The following is a 24822-nucleotide window of genomic DNA, read 5'->3' as shown; positions in this document are numbered from 1 at the left end:
GGCCGCCGGATTTCCATTTCGCTTGGGGGATACAAGATGCGTTTGTCACTGTTCGCTGCCGCTGCGCTGGGCCTGCTGCCCGGCCTGGCCTCGGCCAATGAATTGCTCAACGTCTATTCGCTGGCGGTCGCTCACGACACCCAGTTCGCGGCCGCCGGCTTTTCCCGCGACGCCGCGCTGGAGGCGCGGCCGCAGGCGCGCGCCGCGCTGCTGCCGCTGATCACCGGCAGCTACGCCTACAGCAAGGGCCGCTCCAAGGGCGACTTCAGCCAGAGCACGCTGTCGACGGTGGATTTGAACAATGACAGCGTGCCCGATGACACCGACGGTGACGGCAGCCCCGACCTGGTGCCGGTCTCGCAGGGCGCCGACTTCGACACCAACGACACCACCAAGAACCTCAGCGTCACGCTGACCCAGCCGGTATTCAACTGGGCCGCGTTCCTGCGCTACTCCAAGTCCTCCGACCAGCTGGCGCTGGCCCAGGCGACCTACCGCTCGGCCGAGCAGAACCTGATGCTGCGCGCCGCGCGCGCCTACTTCGACTACCTGGCCGCGAACGACGACCTGCGCTACACCGGCGCGCAGAAGAACTCGCTGGACCGCCAGCTCGAGCAGGCCAAGAAGCGCTTCGAAGTCGGCCTGTCCGCGGTAACCGACGTGCAGGAGGCGCAGGCCAGCTACGACCTGGTGCTGGCCAACGTCATCCAGGCCGACCAGAAGCTCGCTGCCGCGCGCGAGGCGCTGCTCGAAGTCACCGGCCAGCAGGACGCCAAGCTGGTGCCGCTGCAGGAAGAAATCCCGCTGCCGGGCCCGCAGCCGGAGAACGTCAACGACTGGCTCGGCCAGGCGCGCGACAACAACTTCGATCTGGCGATCGCGCGCATCAACGCGACGCTGGCCGGCCACGATGTCGACATCGCCCGCGCCGGCCACTACCCGACCCTGAACCTGGTCGGCCAGTACACCGATTCCGACCAGCAGCAGGAAGAGCGCAAGGCCGTGGTCGGCGACCAGGCGCAGAGCAGCAGGGGGCCGAGCATCGGCATCCAGGTCAACGTGCCGATCTTCAGCGGCTTCCTGGTCAACTCGCAGACCAGCCAGGCGCAGAGCGTGGCGCAGCAACGCCAGGCCGAAGTCGAAGGCAGCCTGCGCAGCGTGCAGCGCAGCACCCGCGACGCCTACCTGGGCGTGCTGTCCGGCTCGGCACGGGTGCGCGCGCTGAAGCAGGCGGTGGTGTCCAACCAGACCGCGTTGCAGGCCAGCGAAACCGGCCTGGAAGTCGGCACGCGCACCACGGTTGACGTGCTCAACGCGCAGAGCCTGCTGTACAGCGCCCAGCGCGATTACGCGCGTGCGCGCTATGACTACCTGATTTCGATCCTGACCTTGAAGGCCGCTTCCGGTCGTTTGACGCAGGCGGATCTGGCCGAGATCGATCAGCTGCTGGTGGCGGGTTAGTAGCGAAAGCGGCGCTGCCGCCGTCGCGGCAATGGCGGCAACGACGAGTAACCTGCGGTATTCACGTACGCAACTACCACTCGTACAGCTGGTCTGCGCCGCCTGTTTTTAGCATTTGACGGCCTTGCGCCGTTCATCCCATCCCCGGCTCCGCCGGGGATTTTTGTTTGCGGTGCGCAGGGCGCGCCATCCCATCTTGAGCCCCGTAAGCCGGCGCTTGCCGGCGTCAACATTCGGGAGTTTCGGGTATGCGTGCACCGCTTGCGTGGCTGCTGGTTTCGTCTTTGTCCCTGGCTCCCGTCTGTGCGTTCGCCGCTGCGGGCCGACATCTCGATCCGGATCTGTCGTCGCTGTCGTCGCTGCCGATGCATCGCACGGCCGCTGTCGTCGTCGCCAAGGCGCTGACTCAGGTCCGCGGCAAAAGCGATCCGGTGCAGTTCGCGGTGGCGACGCCGCTGAGTATCGGATTGAACGACGGCTTGTGGGATCAGGCCGAGCCCGGCGTCGATCGCTGGCGCGCACGCGTCAGCTCCAGCGGCGCGGTCGGTCTGGGCCTGGAATTTTCGAGGTTTTCGCTGCCGCTGGGTGCCTCGCTGTGGGTCTACGACGAGGCCGGCGCGCTGGTGCAGGGCCCGTACACCAGCGCCGACCAGACCGCCGAAGGCCGGCTGTGGACCGCGATCGTGCCGGGTGCCGCGGCGGTGCTGGAACTGCAGGTGCCCAGCGACGCGCGCGACGCGGTGCAGCTGCAGCTGGCGCAGGTCGATCATGCGTTTCTCGACATCAGCAAGAGTGGCGTGATCGCCGCTGCCAAGTCCGGCAGCTGCAATGTCGACATGGCCTGCAGCGACGGCAACGCCTGGCGCGACGAAGGCCGCGCGGTGGCGATGATCAGCATCGGCAACACCTACGTCTGCAGCGGCCAGCTGCTCAACAATGCGCGCCAGGACAAGGACCCGCTGTTCATCACCGCCAATCACTGCCAGATCGGCCAGACCAGCGGCACGCCGGCCTCGTCGGTGGTGTTCTACTGGAACTACCAGACCAGCACTTGCGGCGGCACGCCCAACGGCAGCCTCGGCCAGAACCAGAGCGGCTCTACGCTGATCGCGGCCGATGTCGGCTCGGACTTCACGCTGCTGCGTCTGAACAAGCAGCCCAATTCCGAATACAAGGTTTATTTCGCCGGCTGGGACGCCGGCAGCGCGATCCCGCAATCCGGCGTCGCGATCCATCAACCGCAGGGCGAGGAAAAGCGCATCAGCACGTTCAGCACCGCGGCGGTGCGCCAGAACGTCTGCCTGGACGGTGCCGGCAGCGGCGGCAGCAACTGCAAGCGCCTGGTCAAGAGCTGGCAGCTGAACTGGTCGCGCGGCATCACCGAATCCGGATCGTCCGGCGGCGGCCTGTGGAACCAGAATCACCGGCTGGTCGGCCTGCTGTCGGGCGGCGACACCTCGTGCAGCAACACCTCGGGCAACGATTATTTTGCGCGCCTGGAAGCGGCGTACACCGCCAATCCAGCGGCCAGCGGCCAGCTCAAGGCCTGGCTCGATCCGGATGCCAGCGGCATCACCGCCCTCGCTGGCCGCGACAGCAGCGCGACCATCGTCACCGCGGTGGCCGACACGCTCAACGTCGTCGGCAACAGCGTCAGTAACCTGCTCAACGTGCTGTCCAACGACAGCAGCAGCGCCGGCGCGCTGACCATCACCTCGGTCACCAACAGCGTGCATGGCGGAACTGTCGAAATCGTCGGCAACGCGCTGCGCTATACGCCGCCGAATGACTTCGTCGGCTCCGACAGCTTCACTTACACCGTCAGCGACGGCGTCAGCAGCGCGGTGGTGCCGGTAACCGTGGTCGTCGCGCAGGCCAGCTCCGGTGGTGGTGGCACCGGCGGCAGCACCGGCGGCACCGACACCAGCAGCAGCGGTGGTGGTGGCGGCGCGATGCAATGGCCGCTGCTGCTGGTGCTCAGCGCGCTGGCGATCGTGCGCCTGCGCCGCCGCGCGCTGGCGCGTGCCGCCGGCTCCGCTACTTGAGTCCGTGCATGCCGCGGCGCACCAGCGGCGTGATAGCCAGCACCAGCACGCCGGCTCCGAGTCCGACCCAGGTCATCGTGCCGAACAGCTCGGAGTAGCGTGCCGACGCGGTGGCGAAGTCGATCGTGGTGCCTTCGGGGATCTCGATCGACGCCAGCTTGCTGAACTGCGCGGCGAGCACTTCCGCGTAGGCGGTGGCAAGCCAGAACGCGCCCATCATCACGCCGACGACCTTGGCCACCGACAGCTGCGTGACCGCGGCCATGCCGATCGGCAGCAGGCAGATTTCGCCGATTTCCAGCACGAAATACGCGATCACCAGCCACCACACGCTGGCGAGTTCACCGCCGCCCGCGGCGTGCGCGCCGGCGTTCAGCGGTATGAATGAAAGGCCCGCCGCGAGCAGGCCGATCCCCATCTTCGCCGGTTTGCTCGGATTCAGGCCGCGCTTTTCCAGCGCCGGCCACAGCCAGGAAAACAGCGGCGCCAGCACCACCAGGAAGAACGCGCCGAGAAACGTCAACGAGCCCGCGGTCTGCGGCACCAGCACCACGTCGCGCGTGATCGCGACGATTAGACCCACGACCAGCACGACGATCAGCGCGACGCCGACCTCGCCGCGTCCGCGATCGCTGGCGATCAGCGCGGCGATCATCAGCGGCGGGCTAGCGGCCAGCGAATAGAACGCCCAGGGCAGGCCCGAGGCGGTGCTGGTGAAGCCGAAGAAATTCTTCGTCAGCAGGCGGTCGGTGAACGTGATCCAGGCGCCGTAGGTCTGCTCGTAGAGCGTGTAGAAAATCAGCACGCCGAAGATCAGCACGACCAGCGACAGCATCTGCGCGCGCTGTACGCGATTGCAGTGCCGGGCCAGAAACCAGACGAACCAGGCGACTAAAGCCGCGGCGATCAGATGCATCACGCCGTGCACGGTCCAGGTGCGCTGGATCAGCTGCCAGACCAGCGCGACGCCGCCGACACCGCCGAGATAAATCGCGGTTTCGCGCGACACGGGGCCGACTTTCTCGCGCAGCTTGGCCGGCTCGGCCGGCTCGGCGTGGCCCTGCAGATAGCGTTGGCCCCACAGGAACAGCGCCAGCCCGGCGATCATGCCGATGCCGGCCGCACCGAAGCCATACTTCCATCCGTAGGTCTCGCCCAGATACGCGCAGATCAGGCTCGCGGACATCGCGCCGACGTTGATGCCGGCTGCGAACAGCGTGAAGCCGGAATCGCGGCGCGGATCGTTTTCCGGATAAAGCTTGCCGACGATGGTCGAGATGTTCGGCTTCAGAAAGCCGACGCCCATGATGATCAGCGCCAGCGACAGATAGAACACCTGCAAGGCGGCGTCGTCGCGCACGACCACGCCGTCGACGACACGCGCGGCGTCGCCCTCATACGCCATGCCGAGGTGGCCGAGCACCAGCAGCACGCCGCCGAACACCACCGCCTTGCGCATGCCCAGCCAGCGATCCGCGACCATGCCGCCGATCACCGGCACCGCGTAGACCAGGCCGCCATAGGCGCCGAGCAGGTCGTAGCCGGCGTCGTCGCCGAACAGGTGGTACTTCAGCAGATACAGCAGCAACAGCGCCTTCATGCCGTAGAACGAAAAGCGCTCCCACATTTCGGTGAAGAAGCAGACGTAGAGGCCTTTCGGGTGGCCGAGGAAATCGCCGTCGGAGGCAGGAGCCATGTCGGATGCGGATCTGGTAGATGTTTTGTGGACGGTAGCATGCAGCTTCCCCTCTCCCACGTGTGGGAGAGGGTGGCCCGAAGGGCCGGGAGAGGGCGGGGCGTGGACTGTGCCGAAAGCCCTCTCCCGCCGCTGCGCGGCACCCTCTCCCGCACGCGGGAGAGGGGACGGCCCCGGCCGCGGCAGTGCCAAGCCCACGCAAACTCCTTACCATTCCCCTTTCGACAGCGGACCCTCTCATGACCCGTTTGCTCTTCGCGGCGCTGCTCGCAGCCGCCGCCCTCGCGCCCTGTGCCTCCACCGCCGCCGACAAGAAACCGCTGACGATTCGCGACGTGGTCGCTTTCGAGCGCGTCTCCGATCCGCAGGTTTCACCGGACGGCCGCTACCTAGCCTACGTGCTGCGCACCACCGACATGGACGCCAACAAGGGCGTGCTCTCGATCTGGCTGATGGACCTGAAGACCAGCAACCTGCGCAAGTTCGCCACCGCCACCGGCAAATCGGACACGCCGCGCTGGTCGGCCGACGGCAAGTTTGTCTACTTCCTGTCGACGCGCGGCGGCAGCGCCCAGGTCTGGCGCCAGGCGCTGGAAGGCGAGGCGCAGGCGGTGACCCAGCTGCCGCTGGACGTCGGCAGCTACAAGCTCTCGCCCAAGGGCGACAAGATCGTCGTGTCGATGGAAGTGTTCGCCGACTGCGACACGCTCGCCTGCAGCAAGAAGCGCTTCGACGAGCGTGCCAAGGCAAAAGCCAGCGGCGTGCTGTTCGACAAGCTGTTCGTGCGCCACTGGGATACCTGGTACAGCGGCGCGCGCTCACAGCTGTTCGTCGCCGCGCTGAAGTCCGGCGGCGGCATCGGCGAGCCGCGGCTGCTGTCGCGCGGCATCGACGGCGACGTGCCGTCCAAGCCTTTCGGCGACGACGCCGAATACACCTTCACCCCCGACGGCAAGACCGTGATCTTCTCGGCGCGCATCGCCGGCAAGACCGAGGCCTGGAGCACCAACTTCGACCTGTTTTCGGTGGACACCGAGGGCAAGGGCAAGCCGGTCAATCTGACCGCCGACAATCTGGCCTGGGACGCGCAGCCGATCGTCACGCCGAACGGCCGCACGCTGGTGTATCTGGCGATGAAGCGTCCCGGCTTCGAGGCCGACCGCTTCCACATCATGGTGCGCGACCTGCGCAGCGGCAAAACTCGCGAGCTGGCGCCGAAGTGGGATCGCTCGCCGGATCACATCGCGCTCTCGGAGAATGGCAGCACGCTGTACGCGACCGCCGACGAACTCGGCCAGAAGCCGATCTTCGCGCTGAACCTGGTCGGCGGCGGCTCGATCAAGAAGCTCACCGGCGAAGGCAATGTCAGCGGCTTTAATTTGTCTTCGGACGGCCTGGTCTACACGCAGAACAACCTGGCAGCGCCAGACGATCTGTATCGCATCGCCTGGAACGGCACGACCACGCAGCTGACGCGGCACAACGCCGACAAGCTGGCGGCGATCGAAATGGCGCCCTACGAGCAGTTCTCGTTCGAAGGCGCCGGTGGCGACAAGGTCTACGGCTACGTGATGAAGCCGGTCGGCTACGAGCCCGGCAAGAAGTACCCGACCGCGTTCATCATCCACGGCGGCCCGCAGGGCAGCATGGGCAACGACTTCCACTATCGCTGGAATCCGCAGCTGTTCGCCGGCATGGGCTACAGCGTGGTCTGGATCGATTTTCACGGCTCCACCGGCTACGGCCAGGCGTTCACCGATTCGATCTCCGGCGACTGGGGCGGCAAGCCGCTCGAAGACCTCAAGAAAGGCCTGGCTTACGCCGCCAAAACCTACGACTACGTCGACGCCGATCACGCCTGCGCGCTCGGCGCCAGCTACGGCGGCTTCATGGTCAACTGGATCGCCGGCAACTGGAGCGACGGCTTCAAGTGCCTGGTCACGCACGACGGCGTGTTCGACGCGCGCAGCATGGGCTATGCCACCGAAGAGCTGTGGTTCGACGAATGGGAGCATGGCGGCACGCCGTTTGAGAAGCCCGAGGCTTACGAGAAATTCAACCCGGTCAATCACGTCGCGCAGTGGAAGACGCCGATGCTGATCGTGCACGGCCAGCTCGACTACCGCATCCCGGTCGAGCAGGGGATCGGCGCCTTTACCGCATTGCAGCGCCGCGGTATCGACAGCCAGTTCCTGTATTTCCCCGACGAAAACCACTGGGTGCTGAAGCCCAACAACAGCATCCAGTGGTACGACACCGTGCAGAGCTGGCTCGACCGCTATCTGAAACCGAAGAACTGAGGCGCCGATGAAAACCTTCAATCGCATTGCGCTGAGCGCCGTCGTGCTGCTCGCCGCCTGCCACAAGAAAGAAGCGCCATCAGCCGAAGCCAGCGCGCCGGCCGCGCCCAGCGTCGCCGCCGAAAACGCTCTGGCGCCGGCCTTGGCGCAGATCGACGCCGCCGGTCTGTTGCAGCACACCAAGGTGCTGGCCAGCGACGAGTTCGAAGGCCGCCTGCCCGGCACCGTCGGCGAAGAAAAATCGGTGGCCTACATCAGCGAGCAGTTCAAGACGATGGGCCTGGCGCCCGGCAATCCCGATGGCAGCTACGTGCAGAACGTGCCGCTGGTCGGCATCACCGGCAAGCCGGTGATGAACCTGATCGTCAACGGCAAAACGATCGCGACCACACCGGGCAAGGACTTTGTCGCCGCGACCTCGCACGTGGTGCCCGAGGTCAAGGTCGAGGGCTCGGATCTGGTGTTCGTCGGTTATGGCGTCAAGGCGCCGGAATACGGCTGGGATGATTACAAAGGCCTGGACGTGAAAGGCAAGGCCATCGTCATGCTGATCAACGATCCGGCAATTCCAGACCCGAAAGATCCGGGCAAGCTCGACGAGGCGATGTTCAAGGGTCGCGCGATGACGTATTACGGCCGCTGGACTTACAAGTTCGAAATCGCCTCGGAGCTGGGTGCCAGCGCCGCGATCATCGTTCACGAAACCGCGCCGGCCGCGTATCCCTGGGAAGTGGTGCAGAACTCCTGGGGAGGCGAGCAGTTCGGCCTGGCCAATCCCGACAAGAACATGAGCCGTGTTCCGGTGCAGTCCTGGATCACGCTGGACAAGGCCAAGGAACTGTTCAAGGCCAGCGGCCAGGATTTCGACGCGCTGAAAAAGGCGGCGCTGTCGAAAGACTTCAAGCCGGTGCCGCTGGCCAAAGCCAAGGTCAGTTACACCATCGAAAACACCGTGCGGGAAGTGCAGAGCCACAACGTCATCGCCAAGCTCGAAGGCGCCGACGACAAGCTCAAGAACGAGTACCTGATCTACACCGCGCACTGGGATCACTTCGGCCGCGACACCTCGCTGCAAGGCGACCAGATCTACAACGGCGCCGCCGACAACGCCACCGGCGTCGCCGGCCTGCTCGAAATCGCGCAGGCGTATTCATCGCTGAAGATCAGGCCGAAACGCTCGATCCTGTTCATGGCGGTGACGGCCGAAGAACAGGGCCTGCTCGGCAGCAAGTTCTACTCGGAAAATCCGCTGTATCCGCTGCAACAGACCGTCGCCACGTTCAACATGGACGTGCTCGGGACCTGGGGCGCGACGCGCGACACGCAGATCGTCGGCGCCGGCCAGAACTCGCTGGAAGACGACTACACCGCGATCGTCACGCGCCACGGCCGTATTGTCATCGCCGATGCCGAGCCGCAGAAAGGCTCGTATTTCCGCAGCGACCAGTTCAACTTCGCCAAACAGGGCGTGCCCTCGCTGTACACCAAGGCCGGCGTCGACGTGGTCGGCAAGCCCGGCTTTGGTGAGTCCAAGCGCGAGGAATACACCGCCAAGGACTACCACAAGCTCACCGACGAAGTGAAACCGGACTGGGACCTGAGCGGCGGCGCGCAGGACGTGCAGCTGCTGTTCGAAGTCGGCGACGTGGTGGCCAACAGCGACCGCTGGCCGGTGTGGAAGGATGGCTCGGAGTTCAAGGCCAAGCGCGATTCGATGCTGGGCAAGTAACGCCGGGATTTGCGCAAACTGTAGGAGCGGACCCTGTCCGCGACTGAGGCTTCGCCGGCACAGTCGCGGACAGGGTCCGCTCCTGCAGAGGCAGTGAAGCGCGTTCCCTTGCACGCATCGCATAAAATGCCGCGATGAAACGCCCCTTGGGACAACTGCGCATCATCGGCGGGCAATGGCGCAGCCGGCTGGTGGACTTCGACGCCGCCGACGGCGTGCGGCCGACACCGGACCGCGTCCGGCAAACCTTGTTCGACTGGCTGGCGCCGCGCATCAGCGGCGCCGCCGTCCTCGATCTGTTCGCCGGCAGCGGCGCGCTCGGCCTGGAGGCGCTGTCGCGCGGCGCGTCGTCGGCGACCTTTGTCGAAAGCGGCAGCGCGCAGGCGCGTGCGATCCGCAATGCGCTGCAGAAGCTCGGCGCCGAACAGGCCGAGGTGCTGAGCCAGGACGCGCTGCGCTTCCTCACCGACACGCCGCAGCGCTTCGATCTGGTCACGCTCGATCCGCCCTACGACAGCCCGCTGCTGGAGCAGGCGCTGGCGCTGCTGCCGCGCGTGCTCAAGCCGGACAACCGCGTCTATCTGGAATGGCCGAAATCACGGCCGCCGAGCTTCGCGCCGGGCTGGCGCCTGCTGCGCGAAAAGCAGGCCGGCCTGGTCAGTTTCTGCCTGGCCCAGTATCAAGTGCCGGACCAAGTGCCGGACCCGCTGCCGGCCTCGGCCCAGGGCTGAAGCGGCGTCGGGTAAACTCGCGGTTCCTCGACCCGCCGGAGCCAGACCAGGTGAGCAAAGCGCCGAAAATCGTCGCGGCCTACAGCGGCACCTTCGACCCGGTGACGCTGGGCCACAACGACATCATCCATCGCGCCGCGCGCATGTTCCCGCGGCTGATCGTCGCGGTCGGCCTGAGTTCGGCCAAGAACCCGCGCTTTTCGCTGGAGGAGCGCGTCGCGATGATTCGCGAAGTGACCTCCGATCTGGGCAATGTCGAGGTCATCGGCTTCTCCGGTCTGGTCGTCGACTTCGCGCGCGATCACGAGGTCAACGTGCTGGTGCGCGGCGTGCGCACCGTGGTCGATGTCGATTACGAAAAGCAGATGGCGGTGATGAACCGCGACCTGTATCCGCAGCTGGACACGGTGATGCTGACGCCGTCGCCGGAATACGCGCATCTGTCGTCGAGCCTGGTGCGCGAACTCGCCGGCCTCGGCGCGCCGGTTGCCAAGCTGGTGCCGCAGGCGGTGATCGCGCCGTTGCTGGCGCGCTTCGGGCGGCCGAGTGCCTGAGGTCGTGCTCGCTTGTTCTCCCGGGTTTCACCCGGGCTACCGTGGCCCGGATGAAGCCCGGGCTTGTGAAGGCCTGAAATGAAGTCGTTGCTGAGCCGTCTGTCGATCGACGGCTTCGTTCTCTCGATGTTGCTCGCGGTCGCGATCGCCTCGCTGTTCCCGGCGCTCGGTGCCAGCGGCGGCGTGCTGCATCTGGATCGGATCACCACGCTCGGCGTCAGCCTGGTGTTCTTCTTCGCCGGCGCCGGCCTGTCGTTCGCCAACCTTGCGGCCGGCGCCACCAACTGGCGGCTGCACCTGCTGGTGCAATTGTCGACCTTCGGGCTGTTTCCGCTGATCGGCCTGGCGTTCGTGCTTGCCACGGACCGGGTGTTTCCGCGCGACCTGCTGTCGGGCTTCTTCTTCCTGTGCGCATTGCCGTCGACGATCTCGACTTCGATCGCGATGACGCAGTTGGCGCGCGGCAACGTCGCCGGCGCGATCTTCAACGCCACCTTGTCGAGCCTGCTCGGCATGGTCGTCACGCCGCTGCTGGTGAACCTGTACATGCACACCGGCGGCGGTGGCGGATCACTGATCGAGCAGTTCATCAAGATCGCCGAACAGCTGTTCCTGCCGCTGGTGCTGGGCCAGATTGCGCGTCGCTGGATCGCCGGCTGGATCGCGCGCAACAAGAAGCTGGTGACGCTGTCCGACCGCACGGTGATCGTGCTGATCGTGTTCAACGCCTTCGCCGATTCCGCCGCCGCCGGCATCTGGTCGAACTACGGCTGGGGCACGCTGGCGCAGACCGCTCTGCTGACCGCCGGCCTGCTGGCGATCGCGCTGACCGTGACCACCCTGATCGCGCGTCGCGCCGGCTTCAATACCGAAGACGAAATCGCCGGTGTGTTCTGCGGAAGCAAGAAAAGCCTCGCCGTCGGCGTGCCGATGGCCAAGCTGCTGCTCGGCAACGTGCCGCTGGGCATGATCGTGCTGCCGCTGATGTTCTATCACCAGCTGCAGCTGTTCGTGTGCACCTTGATGGCCAAGCGCTATGCGGCGCGGCCGGTGATTGCCGTGCAGCCAAACCTGATCAGCACGCCGCCACAGGCGGACTGACTCGTGAAGCTTCTGAACCATTCTCCGTTCGTCCCGAGTAGCCGCTTGCGGCGTATCGAGGGACCCGACCACGATCCGGCCCCTCGATACGCGCCTGCGGCGCTACTCGGGGCGAACGGAGTGGGCGCGGGCCGCAGGCCGACAGAAGATCCGCCATGTCGCTGAAAATCACCAACGAGTGCATCAACTGCGACGTCTGCGAGCCGGTGTGCCCGAATCAGGCGATCTACCAGGGTGTCGACATCTACGAAATCGACCCGAAGCTGTGCACCGAATGCGTCGGCCATTTCGACAAGCCGCAGTGCCAGCTGGTGTGCCCGGTGAACTGCATTCCGCTGGACCCGGATCACGAAGAGACGCAGGCGCAGCTGCTCGACAAATACCAGCAACTCACCGGAACCAAGGCCACATCATGAGAAGGATGCTCACGCTGTCGCTGTGCCTGGTGTTCAGCGTGGTCGCGCATGCGGCAGACGACAGCAAGCCCGGCGCCCATGCAGTGGCCAGCGCGCATCCGCTGGCCACTGCCGCGGGGCTGGAGGTACTGGCTGCCGGCGGCAATGCCTTCGATGCGGCGGTCGCGGTCAGCGCCGCCATCGCCGTGGTCGAGCCGACCGGCTCGGGCATCGGCGGCGGTGGTTTCTGGCTGCTGCATCGGCAGTCCGACGATCTGCAGACCTTCGTCGACGGCCGTGAGACCGCGCCGGCCAAGGCCACCGCCGACATGTATCTGGATGCCGCCGGCAAGGCTGTCGACAAGATGTCGCGCGACGGCGCCCTGGCCGCGGCGATTCCGGGTGAACCCGCGGCGCTGGTGCATATCGCGACGCTGTACGGCAAACTGCCGCTGGCGAAAAGCCTGGCGCCGGCGATCCGCTACGCACGCGACGGTTTCGCTTGCGACGAAAAACTGGCCGAGGCGTTTAAGCGAAACTGGTCGCGGCTGTCGCCGGCCGCGGTGGCGACGTTCGCGGTCGCCGGCGGGCCGCCGCCGGCAGGCTCGCTGATCCGCCAGGCCGAACTCGGCAACACCATCGAACTGCTCGCCACGCAGGGTCGCAACGGTTTCTACCAGGGCCGGCTGGCGCAGCTGATGACCACCGGCGTGCTGCAGAACGGTGGTATCTGGAGCGAGGACGATCTGGCGCGCTACGAGGTGGTGGAGCGCGAGCCCATTGTGCTGAACTTCCGCGACTATCGCGTGATCACTTCGCCGCCGCCGTCGGCCGGCGGCATCACGCTCGGTGAAGTGCTGAACCAGCTCGAACTGCTGGGCTGGGACGGCAAGGACCGAGTGCAGTCCGCGCATCAGCTGGCCGAAACCATGCGCCGCGCCTACCGCGATCGCGCCGCGTACCTCGGCGATCCGGACTTCGTGCAGATGCCGAGCGCCGAGCTGCTGTCGCGCCGCTACGCGCGCGATCTGGTCGCCAGCATCACGCCGGGCAAGGCCACGCCGAGCAGCGCGCTGCCGCCGGCAGCGCCGTATCCGGAAGGCAGCAACACCACCTCGCTCTCGATCATCGACGCCGATGGCAATCGCGCGGCGGCGACTCTGTCGATCAATCTCGAATTCGGCTCCGGCTACATGCCGCCCGGCACCGGCGTGTTCCTGAACGACGAGATGGACGACTTCGCCGCGTCGGTCAGCGCCAGCAATGCCTACGGCCTGATCGGCAGCAAGGCCAACCAGATCGCGCCGAACAAGCGGCCGCTGTCGTCGATGACGCCAACGTTTGTCGAAGGCCCGCGCGGCCTGCTGGTGCTCGGCACGCCCGGCGGCAGCCGCATCATCACGATGGTGCTGCTCGGCCTGCTCGACTGGATCAATGGCGGCTCGGTCGAGCACGCGGTGGCACTGCCGCGCTTTCATCACCAGTATCTGCCCGACGTGATCGAGATCGAGGACAACACCTTCACCGCCGACGAGCAGAAAGCACTGGCGGCGATGGGCCATACACTCAAGCCGGTCGGCCGCCGCTACGGCAATCTGCAGGCGGTGAGCTGGGATCCGAAGAGCGGCAAGGTCGAGGCGGCGGCGGACCCGCGGGGCGTCGGTGAAGGCAGGGTGGTGCCGGTCACCAAGTGATGTGGAACCCCTCTCCCGCGTGCGGGAGAGGGGAATAAAACGCAAGGGAGTTTTCGCATGTCGCAGGCCTTCGAATGGATCCGTCTCGGCGGTCCGACGATGCTGTTGCTGGTCGCGCTGTCGGTGGCGACGGTGACCATCGTGCTGGTCAAACTGTGGGAGTTCACCGATCAGAGAATTGGTGACCGGCGCTTCGTCGCGCGTGCAATCGACAGCTGGCAGCGCGGCCACAGCGAGCAGGCGCTGACCCTGCTCGGCGGCTCGCCGTCGCCGCTGGCCGACGTGATGCGCGAAGCGATCACGGTGCGCGCCGACGCCGCGCGCAGCGACGAGCAGGTGCGCGAATACATCGAGGCTTACGCGGCCGAGAAACTCGAAGGCCTGCGCGGCCTGATGCGGCCGCTGGAAGTGATTTCGCAGCTGGCGCCGCTGCTCGGTCTGCTCGGCACCGTGCTCGGCATGATCCAGGCATTCCGCCAGCTGCAGGCGGCCGGCGACAAGGTCAGCCCGGCGATCCTGTCCGGCGGCTTGTGGGAGGCGCTGCTGACCACGGCCGGCGGCCTCGCGGTCGCGATCGTCGCGCTGGTCGCGTTCAACTACCTGGACCGCCAGATCGAGTGCCTGCAGCAGCGCATGGAGTCGGCCTTGACCGCGCTGCTGACCAGCGGCGCGCGCTGAGCGCAACCGCCGATGCGCATCGCCCGCAAGAACAAGCGTCGCAACACCATCGTGCTGACCTCGCTGGTCGACGTGATGTTCGTGCTGCTGTTCTTCTTCATGCTGGTGACGCAGTACGGCGACTGGCACAGCTGGCAGATGGCGCTGGCCGGCGGTGGCGACGAGGCCGAAAACGGCGCCGTGCTGGTGCAGGTGAGCCAGGACGGCGGCCTGCTGCTGGACACGCAGCCGGCGAGCTTCGACACCATTGCGCAGCGCCTGCAGCAACGCGGCGCGCGCGCGGTGCTGGTCGCCGGTCCCGGCGTCAGCCTGCAGGCAATGGTCGACGCGCTGGACCGCTTCAAGCCCACCGGCGCGGCGCTGACGCTGGGGCGTGCTGCCGACGCGGCGCCATGAAAATCCACGGTCAGCAAAAGCGCATGCCCGGTGCCATCGACATGGTGCCGATGATCAACTTCGCGTTCCTGCTGCTGATCTTCGTGATCCTGTCCGGCGTGATCGCCGCGCCCGACGTGCTCGCGGTGCGGCCGCCGCGTTCGGCCGCACAGACCGCGCTCGAGGCGGCGCGCGACACGCTGGTCATCGACGCCCAGGGCCGCATCGGTTTCGGCGGCGACATCATCGAGCCGGACGTGCTGCTGACGCGTGCCAGGAGCTGGCAGCAAACCGCCGGTGATCGCGCGCTGATCGTCAAGGCCGACGCCGGTGCCGAGGCGCAGCGCGTGGTGATGATTCTCGAAGTGCTGCGCGCCGCCGGCGTCGCCCGCGCCAGCCTGCTGACGACGCAAGGCGGCGGCTGAAGCCGGCGATGAGCCGTTTCAAGGCCGCGCTGTCGCTGTACATCGCGCTCGCCGTGCACCTGCTGCTGATCCTGCTGCTGGCGCTAGCCGTCGGTGGGCGTGGTGATCAGGCTTTGCAAGGTTCGGGCAGCGGCTTCGGCGGCGAGGATCGCGTCGCGCCGCAGCTCGATGCAAAGGCGCTTTCACCACTCGCGCCGCAGCAAAAATCAGCCGCCGCGAACAAGCCGGTGACGCCGAGCGACAGCCTGACCTTGGCCGCGACGCCGATCGATCTGCGGCCAGCGAAGCCCAAGCCGAAAACACCACCGGTGCCGCGTGTCGCCAGGTCCGAGCCGCCCGCGAAGCCCACCAGCGCAGCCAGGCCGGACGCCGCCGCGCCCAAGGCAATGGCCGGCAGCGGTGCGGTCGGCGGCGGCAGCGGCGCCTACATCGCGCAGGTGCGCGCGCAACTCAGCCGCAATCGGCGCAGCCTGCCGGGGATCTTGAGCACGGCGCACAGCGAGGTCGCGTTCAACATCGCTGCGGACGGCGCCGTGTCGAACGTGAAGCTGGTGACCAGTTCCGGCATCGCCGAGCTGGACCGCGAAGCCACCGCGCTGGTGCTGCGCGCCGCGCCGTTTCCCGCGCCGCCGGATGGCAAGACGCGGCGTTTGAGCGTGCCGGTATCGGTGGAGCCGCCGCGGCTTTGATGCGGTGCTGGTCGCGGACAGGGTCCGCTCCTACACGCGGAATTGGCAGTGCGCCATGCGTCGGCCGACCAGCCCGTGGTCGCGGAAGTGGCGGTGACAAATGCACCTGTAGGAGCGGACCCTGTCCGCGACCGAGGCGGTGCGGGCGCATCGAAGCGGGTCGCGGGCAAGCCCGCTCCTACAGGCGGCGCTTGTTGTAGGAGCGGGCTTGCCCGCGACCGGCAGCGCTACAGATCGAAAACCGCCACCACCGGCGCATGGTCCGAAGGCCGCTCCAGCTTGCGCGGCGCGGTGTCGATCACCGTCGCCGACAGCTTGGCAGCCAGTGCCGTCGATGCCAGCACATGATCGATGCGCAGGCCGAGGTTGCGCCGGAATCCCGCCTGGCGGTAATCCCACCAGGTAAAGCGATTGCCTTCCGGCGTTTTCTGTTCGAAGCAATCGACCAGCCCGAGCCCGATCAGGCCCTTCAGCGCGGCGCGTTCCGGCGGCGAACACAGCACGTCCTCACCCCAGGCGACCGGGTCGTAGACGTCGGCGTCGGTTGGCGCGATGTTGTAGTCGCCGACCACCGCCAGCAGCGGATATTTCGGCAGCTCCGCCGCGATATATGCGTGCAGCGCGGCGAGCCAGCGCAGCTTGTATTCGTACTTCTCGCTGCCGACGCTCTGGCCGTTGACCACGTACACGTCGATCACGCGCACGCCGCCGACGGTGGCCGCGATCACGCGCCGCTGCGGGTCGTCGAAGCCCGGAATGTCGCGCACCACATCGGCCGGCGGATCGCGCGCCAGGATGGCGACGCCGTTATAGGTCTTCTGGCCGTTGGTCACCGCATGCCAGCCGGCGGCGGCGAGCTCGGCGTGCGGAAAGGCGCTGTCTTCGAGCTTGCTCTCCTGGATGCCCAGCGCATCGACCGGATTGGCGGCCAGCCAGTCGAGCAGGTGCGGCAGGCGCACGCGCAGGGAGTTCACGTTCCAGGTGGCGATCTTCATAGCGGCGGAGTGTATCGTCTGCGCTCGCCCCTGCTCAAAGAACCCCGCGATGACCGACCTGAGCGCCTTTCCCATCACCCGCAAATGGCCGGCTCGATATCCCGAGCGGCTGCAGCTGTATTCGCTGCCGACACCGAACGGCGTCAAGGTGTCGATCATGCTCGAGGAGTGCGGCCTGCCTTACGAGCCGCACAAGGTCAGCTTCGACCGCAACGACCAGCTGTCGCCGGAATTCCTGTCGCTGAATCCGAACAACAAGATTCCGGCGATTCTCGACCCGAACGGTCCCGGCGGCGCACCGCTGGCCTTGTTCGAGTCCGGCGCGATCCTGATCTATCTGGCCGACAAGACCGGCAAGCTGTTGCCGCGCGACGCCGCCGCGCGCTACCAGGCGATCCAGTGGCTGATGTTCCAGATGGGTGGCATCGGCCCGATGTTCGGCCAGCTCGGTTTCTTTCACCGTTTCGCCGGCAAGGACTACGAGGACAAGCGTCCGCGCGATCGCTACGTCGCCGAGTCGCAGCGGCTGCTGGCGGTGCTCGACCGGCAATTGCAGGGCCGCGACTGGCTGCTCGGCGACGAATACACGATCGCCGACATCGCGACGTTTCCGTGGGTGCGCAACCTGGTCGGGTTTTACGGCGCTGGCGAGCTGGTCGGCTTCGACCGGTTTGCCAACGTGCAGCGCGTGCTCGATGCATTCGTGGCGCGGCCGGCGGTGGTCAGCGGGCTTGCGATCCCGGCGTGACACCGACGTGATCCCGGGGTTCACCCGGGCTACACCGCGGTTCAGTCGCGGGTTCCGCAGCGATGCCGCCGTCGTCGGGCGGATCGTGCCCGCGCTACGCCAGATGCGCGCTCAGCTGATCGAAGGTACCGCCGTAACCTTCGGCCAGCGACTCATGCAACTGCTCGAAGTAAGCCTGCTCCGCCGCGGTGGCGCCGAAAGGCCGTGCGCGCAGGGTGATCGTGGTGAGTCCGCCGTGCCCGGTGAACGTCACCTCGTTTTCGATCTCCAGCGGACAGTCTTCGCTGAAGGGCGCGCGGGCGATGCCGCCGTGTTCGTTGGCGAAGGAGTTCAGCCAGACCAGGCGTTCCGGCGCGCTGATGTCGCGATAGTTGAAGCGGCCCCACATCGGCGGCGCGCCGTCGAACCGCATCGCGTAGTGCGCCAGGCCACCGGCCTTGAACTCGAAGCGCAGCAAGTCCAGCACGCAGCCTTTCGGCCCCCACCACTGTCGTAGTTCAGCGGCGTCGCTCCAGGCCTTCCACACGCGCTCACGCGGCAGCGGAAAGTCGCGGCTGATGACGAAGTCGCCGGCTTTTTTGTCGGTGATCATGCAGGACTCCTGTCACTCGAAAACCGCCAGTCTTCACCGAGGTTGTAGACCGCGCGCAGCGCGTCGGCCTGCTGCGCCGTGATCATTTTCAGCCGCACCGCGTCGACGATCTGTTCCAGCGGAAAGCCCGCCTGCAGCTCGCCGGCGTCGACGCCCTGCAGCAGTCGGCGCTGCGCGGGCGCGGCGGTGTCGATCGCGGCCTGCAAGCGCGCGATCAGCGCCGACGGCGGCGCCAGGCCGGCGAACAGCCGGTCGCGCACCGGACCGGCGTTCTGGATCATGTCGGCAAGCTGCGCGTAACGCGCGTCGTCGGGCTTGCGTGCGAGCCGGCCCAGCGGCAGCAGCAGAACCTGCAGGCCGATGCGCCGACGTAGCCGGCGCTGCGATTGCAGGTAGCTGTCGAGCGCCTCTTCGATGCGCCGACCGCAGCGCTCGCAGTAGGCGTCGAGCAGCAGCTCGTCGTTGCGCGGCAGGCCGGCGTCACTGTGCGCCTGCAGCGCGGCGAACAGGTTCAAGGTCTGCGCATAGGCCTCGGCCAGCGCGCTCAGCGCGGCGCTGCCGGCGTTCGGCGGCTCGCGCTCCAGCAGCAGCGCGTCGCCGCAGCAGGCCAGCGCGGCGCGATAACGCTGCAAATGCTGGCGATGGCGGTTGATGCCGCCGTTGATGCGGCCGTCGCTGATCGCCTGCAGGCCGGCATGCGTCTGGTGCGCCAGCACTTCGCCTAGCGCGTCCCAGAATGCGGCGTCGAACAAGGGCAACGCGACGCCGTAAGGCGTGGCCGCGGCAGCAGCGAAGCAGGCCTGCACTTTCGGCAGCAGCGAGGCGGCCAGGGTCCGGACTTCGATCGCGTCGGCATCACCGCGCGCCAGCGCGGCGATCTGCGGCGATGCGCGTCGCGCATCGATCAGCCGCGTCAGCAGCTGGCTGCCGACATCGAGGCCGTAGGCGTCGAGCGCCGCTTCGACCAGCGTGCGGCGACCGCCGGCCGATGCCAGCGGCAGGCGATGGAATTCGGCCAGGCGCAGATCCAGGCTGGTGGCCAGCAGCGCCTGCGCGGCGATCGCGCTGTCGATCGCGAGCAGGCCGGCGCTGAGTGCGATCTGCGCGGTCTGCAGCGCGGCCTCGCCGCGGCCGACGCCGTCGGCATCGCCGATCACGCGATCGATGCCGACGAACAGCTGGCGCGCACCGACCTGAAGGCAATGCGGCGTGATCACGCGGCGCTGCAGGCCGGCCAGCGCAGCCGGCACGCGCAACAGCGCCACGCCGCGATCGGGTGCGCCTTCGCCCAGCAGGGCTTCAGGATCGCGCACGCGCGCCGCGATCAGGTATTCGCTGGCGTCGCCGGCGAGCAGCGCCTGGTCGATCAGCACGTCGCAATCCAGCAACAGGCCCAGGGTTTCGCGGCCTTTCCAGATGCCGCGTGCGACCGTGGCGCGCTCGCTGCCGGTGCCCCAGCGCGACTGCGTCGCCAAGGCGATGCGCAGCCGGCCGGAAGCCAGTTGCGGCAACAGATCGGCGCGCTGCGTCTCGCTGGCGTGCTGCAGCAGCATCGCGGCGACGGCCTCGTTCAGCAGCCGCTGGCGCGCGGCGACCCGCTGCTGCGGGTCGCAGGCCTGGACGCGCAATTCGCTGCGCAGGCTGACGGCGCGCGGCTGCCGCGCCTGGATCGCGCCGTCTTCGCGCTGCGCATCGGCGTCCCGGCCGCTCGCCGGCGGCAGCAGCTCACTGCCTTCGGTGAAGATCAGCCGGTTGCCGGCGGCGCCGCCGTCGTCGATGACGCCCAGCGGCGCGCTCGGCAGCCGGCGCTGAAAGTGATCCAGCAGCGGCCGCGTCAGCCATTCTTCGCGCAAGGTCGGCAGGCTCAGCGGCACGAACAGCGCGGCGAACAGCAGCAGGCCGAGGCCGAACAGCGCCAGCGATCCGCCGAACACGCCGTAGGCCAGCAGCAGCGCGGCGTAAGCGGCCGTGGTCAGGCGCAGGCCGGCGCGGTGCCAGGCCAGCGCCAGGCTCGTCGTCATCAACAGCAACAGCCAGAGCAACGTTCGATCTCCGATAAGGCCGGATGGGCGAGGGGGCAGGATACTTCATGCGCCGGTGCGTATCCGCCGGGCCGACAGGCTCTACGACACTCCGCTCCTCCCGAGTAGCGGGCTTGCCCGCGTATCGAGGGATCGGACAAAGGGCGCAGGCGCCCCTCGATACACCGCAAGCGGCTACTCGGGTGCAACGGAGAGAGGGAGAGACGCGGGAAGAGAAATCCGATCAGGGCCGTTTGTTAAAGTTGCACATTCCCTTTCAGCCGCAGAACCCCCATGAGCCGCATTCAGGAACTGGTCGACCTGCTCGACCTCGAAGTCATCGACGACCATCTGTTCCGCGGCCTGTCGCGCGATCTCGGCGGGCGCAGCGTCTACGGCGGCCAGGTCGTCAGCCAGGCGCTGGTCGCCGGCCAGCGCACCGTCAAGGAGGGCGTGGTGCATTCTCTGCACGCCTATTTTCTGCGCCCCGGTGACATGAGCCACCCGATCATTTACGAAGTCGACCCGGTGCGCGACGGCCGCAGCTTCACCACGCGACGCGTGCAGGCGATCCAGCACGGCCAGGTGATCCTGAGCCTGATCGCCTCGTTCCAGAAGCCCGAGGCCGGCGGCGAGCATCAGTCGTCGATGCCGCAGGTGCCGCCGCCCGAGGCGCTTCCCAGCGAGCGCGACGTGCGCCTGAAGCTGCTGGACCAGCTCAAGGACCCGAACCCGCGGCTGCGCCAGTTCCTGTCGCAGGACACGCTGTTCGACATGCGCCACGTCGAGCACCAGGACCTGTTCGATCACGCGCCCAAGCCGCCGCACAGCGCGTTCTGGCTGCGCACTATCGACAAGCTGCCGGACGACCCGACGATCCACCGCTGCGTGCTCGCCTATGCGTCTGATTTCGGCCCGCTGGGCACGTCGATCCTGCCGCATGGCAAGGGGCCGTTGAACCCGGACATGCGCATGGCCTCGATCGATCACGCCATCTGGTTCCACCGCGATGCGCGCGTCGACGACTGGCTGCTCTACACGATCGATTCGCCATCGAGTCAGAACGGCCGTGGCTTTTCGTTCGGCAGCATCTACACGCGCGACGGCATGCTGGTCGCGAGCACCGCGCAGGAAGGCATGGCGCGCTGGATCACGGAGTCCAAGTGATGCTCTTGTCGAAGAACGATGCAAGGCGCGTTGTGCTGGCCGCGGCGCTGTTGATGTCCTCGGTGCTCGCGCGCGCCGCGGAGCCGCCGTTGCCCGATCGCGATCCGCACAGCTATGCCAACCCGTCTCAGCTGAAAGTCACCAACGTCGCGCTGCAGCTCAGCGTCGACTTCGACCGCAAGCGCCTGATCGGCAGCAGCGAGCTGCAGATCGCGCATGTCGATCCGGCCGCGCGCGAGCTGCTGCTGGATACGCGCGATCTGACGATCACCGACGTCGACAGTTCGACCGACGGAAAAGCCTGGAAAAAAGCCGCTTATCTGCTCGCCGCGCGCGACGCCGTGCTCGGCTCCAAGCTCAGCATCGACCTGCCGCTGGACGCGCAGCGCGTGCGCATCCGGTATCACAGCGCCTCGACCGCGTCGGCGCTGCAGTGGCTGACGCCGGCGCAGACCTCCGGCAAGAAGCTGCCGTTTTTGTTCACGCAGTCGCAGGCGATCCATGCGCGCAGCTGGATCCCGCTGCAGGACACGCCGCTGGTGCGCGCGCCTTACCAGGCGCGGATCTTCGCGCCGAAAGCCTTGCGTGCCGTCATGAGCGCGCAGATGCACGAGCAGCCCGCTGCCGACGGCGCCTGGGAATTCGACATGCCGCAGGCGATCCCGAGCTATCTGATCGCGCTTGCGGTCGGCGACATCGCATTCAAAAGCACGGGCGCCCGCACCGGCGTTTACGCCGAGCCGGCGATGCTGGATCGCGCTGCGTATGAATTCGCCGAAACCGAAAAGACCATGGATCTGGCGGAGGCGCTTTACGGCTCTTACCGCTGGGGTCGCTACGACCTGCTGATCCTGCCGCCGAGCTTCCCTTACGGCGGCATGGAAAATCCGCGGCTGACGTTCGCCACGCCGACGGTGATCACCGGCGACCGCAAGCTGGTGTCGCTGATCACCCACGAGCTGTCGCACAGCTGGTCCGGCAACCTGGTGACCAACGCGACCTGGAGCGATTTCTGGCTCAACGAGGGTTTCACCACGTATCTGACCAACCGCCTGAACGAGGCGCAGTTCGGCGCAGCGTTTGCCGACATGGAAAGAGTGCTAGGCCTGCAGGATCTGCGCGATGCCGAGGAGCACGCCGAAGCCGCCGATCGCGCGCTGCTGCGCGCGACGCCGGCACGCGATCCCGACGAGGTTTTCAGCAGCGTGCCCTACGAGCACGGCGCGCTGTTCCTGGTCTGGCTGGAGACTCAAGTAGGCCGTCCGGCCTTCGATCGGTTCCTGCGCGGCTGGTTCGACGATCACGCGTTCAAGAGTGCGAGCACTGCGCAGTTCGTCGCCTACTTGAACGAGCATTTGCTCGCACAGAATCCGGGCAAGGTCAGCACCGCGCAGATCGACGAATGGCTGCAGGCGCCGCAGCTGCCGGCCTACGCGGTGCTGCCGAAGTCCGATGCCTTCACCCAGGTCGAGGCCACGCGCGCCGCCTGGCTCGCCGGCAGCCTGAAGACCGAGGCGCTGCCGACCGCCGACTGGGCGGTGCAGCAGTGGCAGCATTTTCTCGACACGATGCCGGCCTCGATCAGCCTGGCGCAGCTGCAGGCGCTGGACCAGCAGTTCGGCCTGAGCAAGAGCCGCAACGCGATCCTGGCCGGCAGCTGGTTCCGGCTGGCGATCGCCGGCGGCGACCGCGCGCAGTGGCCGGCCGCGGCAGGCTACGTGCAGAGCGTCGGCCGCATGCGGTTGCTTGAGCCGGTGTATCGCGCGTGGATCGCCCAGCCAGGCGGCCGCGCGTTCGCCGAGAAGACGTTCGCGAAAGCCCGGGACGGTTATCACCCGATCGCGGCCGAGACGGTGGCGAGGCTGTTCAAGAAATCCTGATCCCACGGGTCGCGGGCAAGCCCGCTCCTACAACGGCGGCGTGTAGGAGCGGGCTTGCCCGCGATCGGTGGCTTGCTCGTTGCATCGCACTCCCCAAACACAACAAAGGGAGCGGCAGATGGAACAGGGCAAGACGGAGCTCAAGCGCAGCTTGAGCGGGCTGCATCTGTGGGGCCTGGCGGTGGGCCTGGTCATTTCCGGCGAGTATTTCGGCTGGAGCTATGGCTGGGCGTCGGCCGGCACTTTGGGTTTTCTGCTGACGACGGTATTCGTCGCGGTGATGTACACCACCTTCATTTTCAGCTTCACCGAGCTGACCACGGCGATCCCGCATGCCGGCGGGCCGTTCGCCTACAGCTATCGCGCGTTCGGGCCGTTCGGCGGTTTCGTCGCCGGCTTCGCGACCCTGATCGAGTTCGTGTTCGCGCCGCCGGCGATCGCGCTGACCATCGGCGCCTACATCAACTTCCAGTTTCCGGCGCTCGAGGTGAAGACCATCGCGGTCGGCGCCTACCTGGTGTTCATGGCGCTGAACATCGCCGGCGTGACCATTGCCGCGACCTTCGAGCTGTTCATCACCTTGCTGGCGATTTTCGAACTCCTGGTGTTCATGGGCGTGGTCGCACCGGGCTTCTCCTGGAGCAACTTCGCCGCCAACGGCTGGGCCGGCAGCGCCGAGTTCACGCCGGCGGCCTGGGGCGGCATCATCGCCGCGGTGCCGTTCGCGATCTGGTTTTTCCTGGCGATCGAAGGCGCGGCGATGGCCGCCGAGGAAGTGAAGAACCCGACCAAGGTCGTGCCGCAGGCCTATATCGCCGGCATTCTGACCCTGGTGGTGCTGGCCTTCGGCGTGATGATTTTCGCCGGCGGCAGCGGTGACTGGAGCCTGCTGGCCAAGACCGACAAGCCGTTGCCGGAGGCGATGAAGATGATCGTCGGCGAATCCAGCGGCTGGCTGCACATGCTGATCTGGATCGGCCTGTTCGGCCTGATCGCGAGCTTCCACGGCATCATCATGGGCTACTCGCGGCAGATCTTCGCGATGTCGCGCGCCGGCTATCTGCCGCCGTTTTTTGCGCAGGTGCATCCCAAGCTGAAGACGCCGGTGTGGGCGATCCTGGCCGGCGGCGTGATCGGCATCGCCGCGATCTACTCGGACACGCTGATCCAGATCGGCGGCATCACCTTGACCTCGAACATCGTGACGATGTCGGTGTTCGGCGCGATCGTGCTGTACATCATCTCGATGCTGAGCCTGTTCAAGCTGCGCAAGAGCGAGCCGGCGCTGGCGCGTCCGTTCAAGGCACCGCTGTATCCGTTCTTCCCGGCGGTGGCGCTGGTGCTGGCGGTGCTGTGCCTGGTGACGATGATCTACTACAACCAGATCGTGTTCGGCCTGTTCGTCGCGCTGTTCGTCGTCAGCCTCGGATTTTATTTCGCGACGAAGAAGCGGCGGCTGACGCAGACGGATCTGTTGCTCAAGCCCTTGTAGTTCGCGGTCGCGGATAGGATCCGCTCCTACAGGTTCCATGCTGTAGGAGCGGAT

At 66.9% G+C, this 24822-nt stretch carries 21 protein-coding genes; 17 read left to right on the top strand and 4 right to left on the bottom strand.

Annotated elements, in window-relative coordinates; genetic code table 11:
* The first annotated feature begins 36 nt into the window (after nt 1-36).
* Both ACQZF9_RS17865 and ACQZF9_RS17860 read left to right on the top strand, forming a co-directional pair.
* Nucleotides 37-1461, top strand: coding sequence for a TolC family outer membrane protein (locus ACQZF9_RS17865; RefSeq protein WP_428310315.1), 1425 nt, complete (start codon nt 37-39; stop codon nt 1459-1461).
* A 284-nt stretch (nt 1462-1745) separates the two neighbouring features.
* On the top strand, nt 1746-3506 hold the full coding sequence (locus ACQZF9_RS17860) for an Ig-like domain-containing protein (RefSeq protein ID WP_428310314.1): 1761 nt from the start codon (nt 1746-1748) through the stop codon (nt 3504-3506).
* On the opposite strand, the gene ACQZF9_RS17855 is transcribed toward ACQZF9_RS17860, so the two are convergent.
* On the bottom strand, nt 3499-5202 hold the full coding sequence (locus tag ACQZF9_RS17855) for a peptide MFS transporter (RefSeq protein ID WP_428310313.1): 1704 nt from the start codon (nt 5200-5202) through the stop codon (nt 3499-3501). The two genes, ACQZF9_RS17860 and ACQZF9_RS17855, sit on opposite strands and share 8 nt — an antisense overlap.
* 239 nt (nt 5203-5441) lie before the next feature.
* On the opposite strand from ACQZF9_RS17855, the gene ACQZF9_RS17850 reads away from it, so the two are divergent.
* From ACQZF9_RS17850 to ACQZF9_RS17800, 11 genes are all read left to right on the top strand, one after another.
* The gene (locus tag ACQZF9_RS17850) at nt 5442-7502 is read left to right on the top strand and encodes a prolyl oligopeptidase family serine peptidase (RefSeq protein WP_428310312.1); all 2061 of its coding nucleotides are present in this window, start codon (nt 5442-5444) and stop codon (nt 7500-7502) included.
* A 7-nt stretch (nt 7503-7509) separates the two neighbouring features.
* Nucleotides 7510-9231 carry a M28 family metallopeptidase gene (locus ACQZF9_RS17845; RefSeq protein ID WP_428310311.1) on the top strand — a complete coding sequence of 574 codons (1722 nt, stop codon included), beginning with the start codon at nt 7510-7512 and terminating at the stop codon, nt 9229-9231.
* Nucleotides 9232-9365: 134 nt separating this feature from the next.
* Entirely contained in the window at nt 9366-9962 is a 597-nt protein-coding gene (gene rsmD, locus ACQZF9_RS17840) for a 16S rRNA (guanine(966)-N(2))-methyltransferase RsmD (protein WP_428310310.1), read from the top strand.
* 50 nt (nt 9963-10012) lie between these two features.
* Nucleotides 10013-10516: a pantetheine-phosphate adenylyltransferase gene (coaD, locus tag ACQZF9_RS17835; RefSeq protein ID WP_428310309.1), complete on the top strand. Its 504-nt coding sequence runs from the start codon at nt 10013-10015 to the stop codon at nt 10514-10516.
* Between the two features lie 78 nt (nt 10517-10594).
* On the top strand, nt 10595-11617 hold the full coding sequence (locus tag ACQZF9_RS17830) for a bile acid:sodium symporter family protein (protein ID WP_428310308.1): 1023 nt from the start codon (nt 10595-10597) through the stop codon (nt 11615-11617).
* Nucleotides 11618-11772: 155 nt separating this feature from the next.
* Complete coding sequence (locus ACQZF9_RS17825) at nt 11773-12033, top strand: YfhL family 4Fe-4S dicluster ferredoxin (protein WP_428310307.1); 261 nt, start codon at nt 11773-11775, stop codon at nt 12031-12033.
* Complete coding sequence (ggt, locus tag ACQZF9_RS17820) at nt 12030-13706, top strand: gamma-glutamyltransferase (protein WP_428310306.1); 1677 nt, start codon at nt 12030-12032, stop codon at nt 13704-13706. The genes ACQZF9_RS17825 and ggt overlap by 4 nt, the downstream gene beginning before the upstream one ends.
* A gap of 57 nt (nt 13707-13763) precedes the next feature.
* Entirely contained in the window at nt 13764-14384 is a 621-nt protein-coding gene (locus ACQZF9_RS17815) for a MotA/TolQ/ExbB proton channel family protein (RefSeq protein ID WP_428310305.1), read from the top strand.
* Between the two features lie 12 nt (nt 14385-14396).
* Nucleotides 14397-14780 carry an ExbD/TolR family protein gene (locus tag ACQZF9_RS17810; protein ID WP_428310304.1) on the top strand — a complete coding sequence of 128 codons (384 nt, stop codon included), beginning with the start codon at nt 14397-14399 and terminating at the stop codon, nt 14778-14780.
* Complete coding sequence (locus ACQZF9_RS17805; protein ID WP_428310303.1) at nt 14777-15184, top strand: ExbD/TolR family protein; 408 nt, start codon at nt 14777-14779, stop codon at nt 15182-15184. Before ACQZF9_RS17810 ends, ACQZF9_RS17805 begins: the two co-directional genes overlap by 4 nt.
* An 8-nt stretch (nt 15185-15192) precedes the next feature.
* A complete protein-coding gene (locus ACQZF9_RS17800; protein ID WP_428310302.1) occupies nt 15193-15873 on the top strand; it encodes an energy transducer TonB in 681 nt (226 codons plus the stop codon).
* 227 nt (nt 15874-16100) lie between these two features.
* Here ACQZF9_RS17800 and xth read toward each other — a convergent pair whose 3' ends face one another.
* Nucleotides 16101-16868, bottom strand: coding sequence for an exodeoxyribonuclease III (xth, locus tag ACQZF9_RS17795; RefSeq protein WP_428310301.1), 768 nt, complete (start codon nt 16866-16868; stop codon nt 16101-16103).
* A 49-nt stretch (nt 16869-16917) separates the two neighbouring features.
* On the opposite strand from xth, the gene ACQZF9_RS17790 reads away from it, so the two are divergent.
* Nucleotides 16918-17616 (top strand): glutathione S-transferase N-terminal domain-containing protein, encoded by a 699-nt coding sequence (locus ACQZF9_RS17790; protein ID WP_428310300.1) that lies wholly within the window; start codon nt 16918-16920, stop codon nt 17614-17616.
* 94 nt (nt 17617-17710) lie between these two features.
* On the opposite strand, the gene ACQZF9_RS17785 is transcribed toward ACQZF9_RS17790, so the two are convergent.
* Both ACQZF9_RS17785 and ACQZF9_RS17780 read right to left on the bottom strand, forming a co-directional pair.
* Nucleotides 17711-18208 (bottom strand): SRPBCC family protein, encoded by a 498-nt coding sequence (locus ACQZF9_RS17785; RefSeq protein WP_428310299.1) that lies wholly within the window; start codon nt 18206-18208, stop codon nt 17711-17713.
* Complete coding sequence (locus tag ACQZF9_RS17780) at nt 18205-20250, bottom strand: acyl-CoA dehydrogenase domain-containing protein (RefSeq protein WP_428310298.1); 2046 nt, start codon at nt 20248-20250, stop codon at nt 18205-18207. The genes ACQZF9_RS17785 and ACQZF9_RS17780 overlap by 4 nt, the downstream gene beginning before the upstream one ends.
* A gap of 273 nt (nt 20251-20523) precedes the next feature.
* Between ACQZF9_RS17780 and ACQZF9_RS17775 the strand changes: the two genes are divergently transcribed.
* The 3 genes from ACQZF9_RS17775 to eat all read left to right on the top strand — a co-directional run bounded on the left by ACQZF9_RS17775 (nt 20524) and on the right by eat (nt 24768).
* Nucleotides 20524-21396, top strand: a complete 873-nt coding sequence (locus tag ACQZF9_RS17775) for an acyl-CoA thioesterase (RefSeq protein ID WP_428310297.1) — start codon at nt 20524-20526, stop codon at nt 21394-21396.
* The gene (locus ACQZF9_RS17770) at nt 21396-23276 is read left to right on the top strand and encodes a M1 family metallopeptidase (RefSeq protein ID WP_428310296.1); all 1881 of its coding nucleotides are present in this window, start codon (nt 21396-21398) and stop codon (nt 23274-23276) included. Before ACQZF9_RS17775 ends, ACQZF9_RS17770 begins: the two co-directional genes overlap by 1 nt.
* Nucleotides 23277-23394: 118 nt before the next feature.
* Nucleotides 23395-24768 carry an ethanolamine permease gene (eat, locus tag ACQZF9_RS17765; protein WP_428310295.1) on the top strand — a complete coding sequence of 458 codons (1374 nt, stop codon included), beginning with the start codon at nt 23395-23397 and terminating at the stop codon, nt 24766-24768.
* The last annotated feature ends 54 nt before the right edge of the window (nt 24769-24822 follow it).

The organism is Hydrocarboniphaga sp. (genome assembly GCF_965279055.1).
GTDB lineage: Bacteria > Pseudomonadota > Gammaproteobacteria > Nevskiales > Nevskiaceae > Hydrocarboniphaga.
This window is presented reverse-complemented; position numbering and strand designations above follow the sequence as displayed.

Bases quoted from the DNA above. Each gene is read 5' to 3' on its own strand.
- ACQZF9_RS17815 (WP_428310305.1), top strand. From the start codon at position 13,764: ATGTCGCAGGCCTTCGAATGGATCCGTCTCGGCGGTCCGACGATGCTG.
- ACQZF9_RS17825 (WP_428310307.1), top strand. From the start codon at position 11,773: ATGTCGCTGAAAATCACCAACGAGTGCATCAACTGCGACGTCTGCGAG.
- ACQZF9_RS17785 (WP_428310299.1), bottom strand. From the start codon at position 18,208: ATGATCACCGACAAAAAAGCCGGCGACTTCGTCATCAGCCGCGACTTT.
- ACQZF9_RS17865 (WP_428310315.1), top strand. From the start codon at position 37: ATGCGTTTGTCACTGTTCGCTGCCGCTGCGCTGGGCCTGCTGCCCGGC.
- ggt (WP_428310306.1), top strand. From the start codon at position 12,030: ATGAGAAGGATGCTCACGCTGTCGCTGTGCCTGGTGTTCAGCGTGGTC.
- ACQZF9_RS17850 (WP_428310312.1), top strand. From the start codon at position 5,442: ATGACCCGTTTGCTCTTCGCGGCGCTGCTCGCAGCCGCCGCCCTCGCG.
- ACQZF9_RS17810 (WP_428310304.1), top strand. From the start codon at position 14,397: ATGCGCATCGCCCGCAAGAACAAGCGTCGCAACACCATCGTGCTGACC.
- ACQZF9_RS17775 (WP_428310297.1), top strand. From the start codon at position 20,524: ATGAGCCGCATTCAGGAACTGGTCGACCTGCTCGACCTCGAAGTCATC.
- ACQZF9_RS17770 (WP_428310296.1), top strand. From the start codon at position 21,396: ATGCTCTTGTCGAAGAACGATGCAAGGCGCGTTGTGCTGGCCGCGGCG.
- ACQZF9_RS17855 (WP_428310313.1), bottom strand. From the start codon at position 5,202: ATGGCTCCTGCCTCCGACGGCGATTTCCTCGGCCACCCGAAAGGCCTC.
- ACQZF9_RS17790 (WP_428310300.1), top strand. From the start codon at position 16,918: ATGACCGACCTGAGCGCCTTTCCCATCACCCGCAAATGGCCGGCTCGA.
- ACQZF9_RS17845 (WP_428310311.1), top strand. From the start codon at position 7,510: ATGAAAACCTTCAATCGCATTGCGCTGAGCGCCGTCGTGCTGCTCGCC.
- ACQZF9_RS17800 (WP_428310302.1), top strand. From the start codon at position 15,193: ATGAGCCGTTTCAAGGCCGCGCTGTCGCTGTACATCGCGCTCGCCGTG.
- eat (WP_428310295.1), top strand. From the start codon at position 23,395: ATGGAACAGGGCAAGACGGAGCTCAAGCGCAGCTTGAGCGGGCTGCAT.
- ACQZF9_RS17805 (WP_428310303.1), top strand. From the start codon at position 14,777: ATGAAAATCCACGGTCAGCAAAAGCGCATGCCCGGTGCCATCGACATG.
- ACQZF9_RS17830 (WP_428310308.1), top strand. From the start codon at position 10,595: ATGAAGTCGTTGCTGAGCCGTCTGTCGATCGACGGCTTCGTTCTCTCG.
- xth (WP_428310301.1), bottom strand. From the start codon at position 16,868: ATGAAGATCGCCACCTGGAACGTGAACTCCCTGCGCGTGCGCCTGCCG.
- rsmD (WP_428310310.1), top strand. From the start codon at position 9,366: ATGAAACGCCCCTTGGGACAACTGCGCATCATCGGCGGGCAATGGCGC.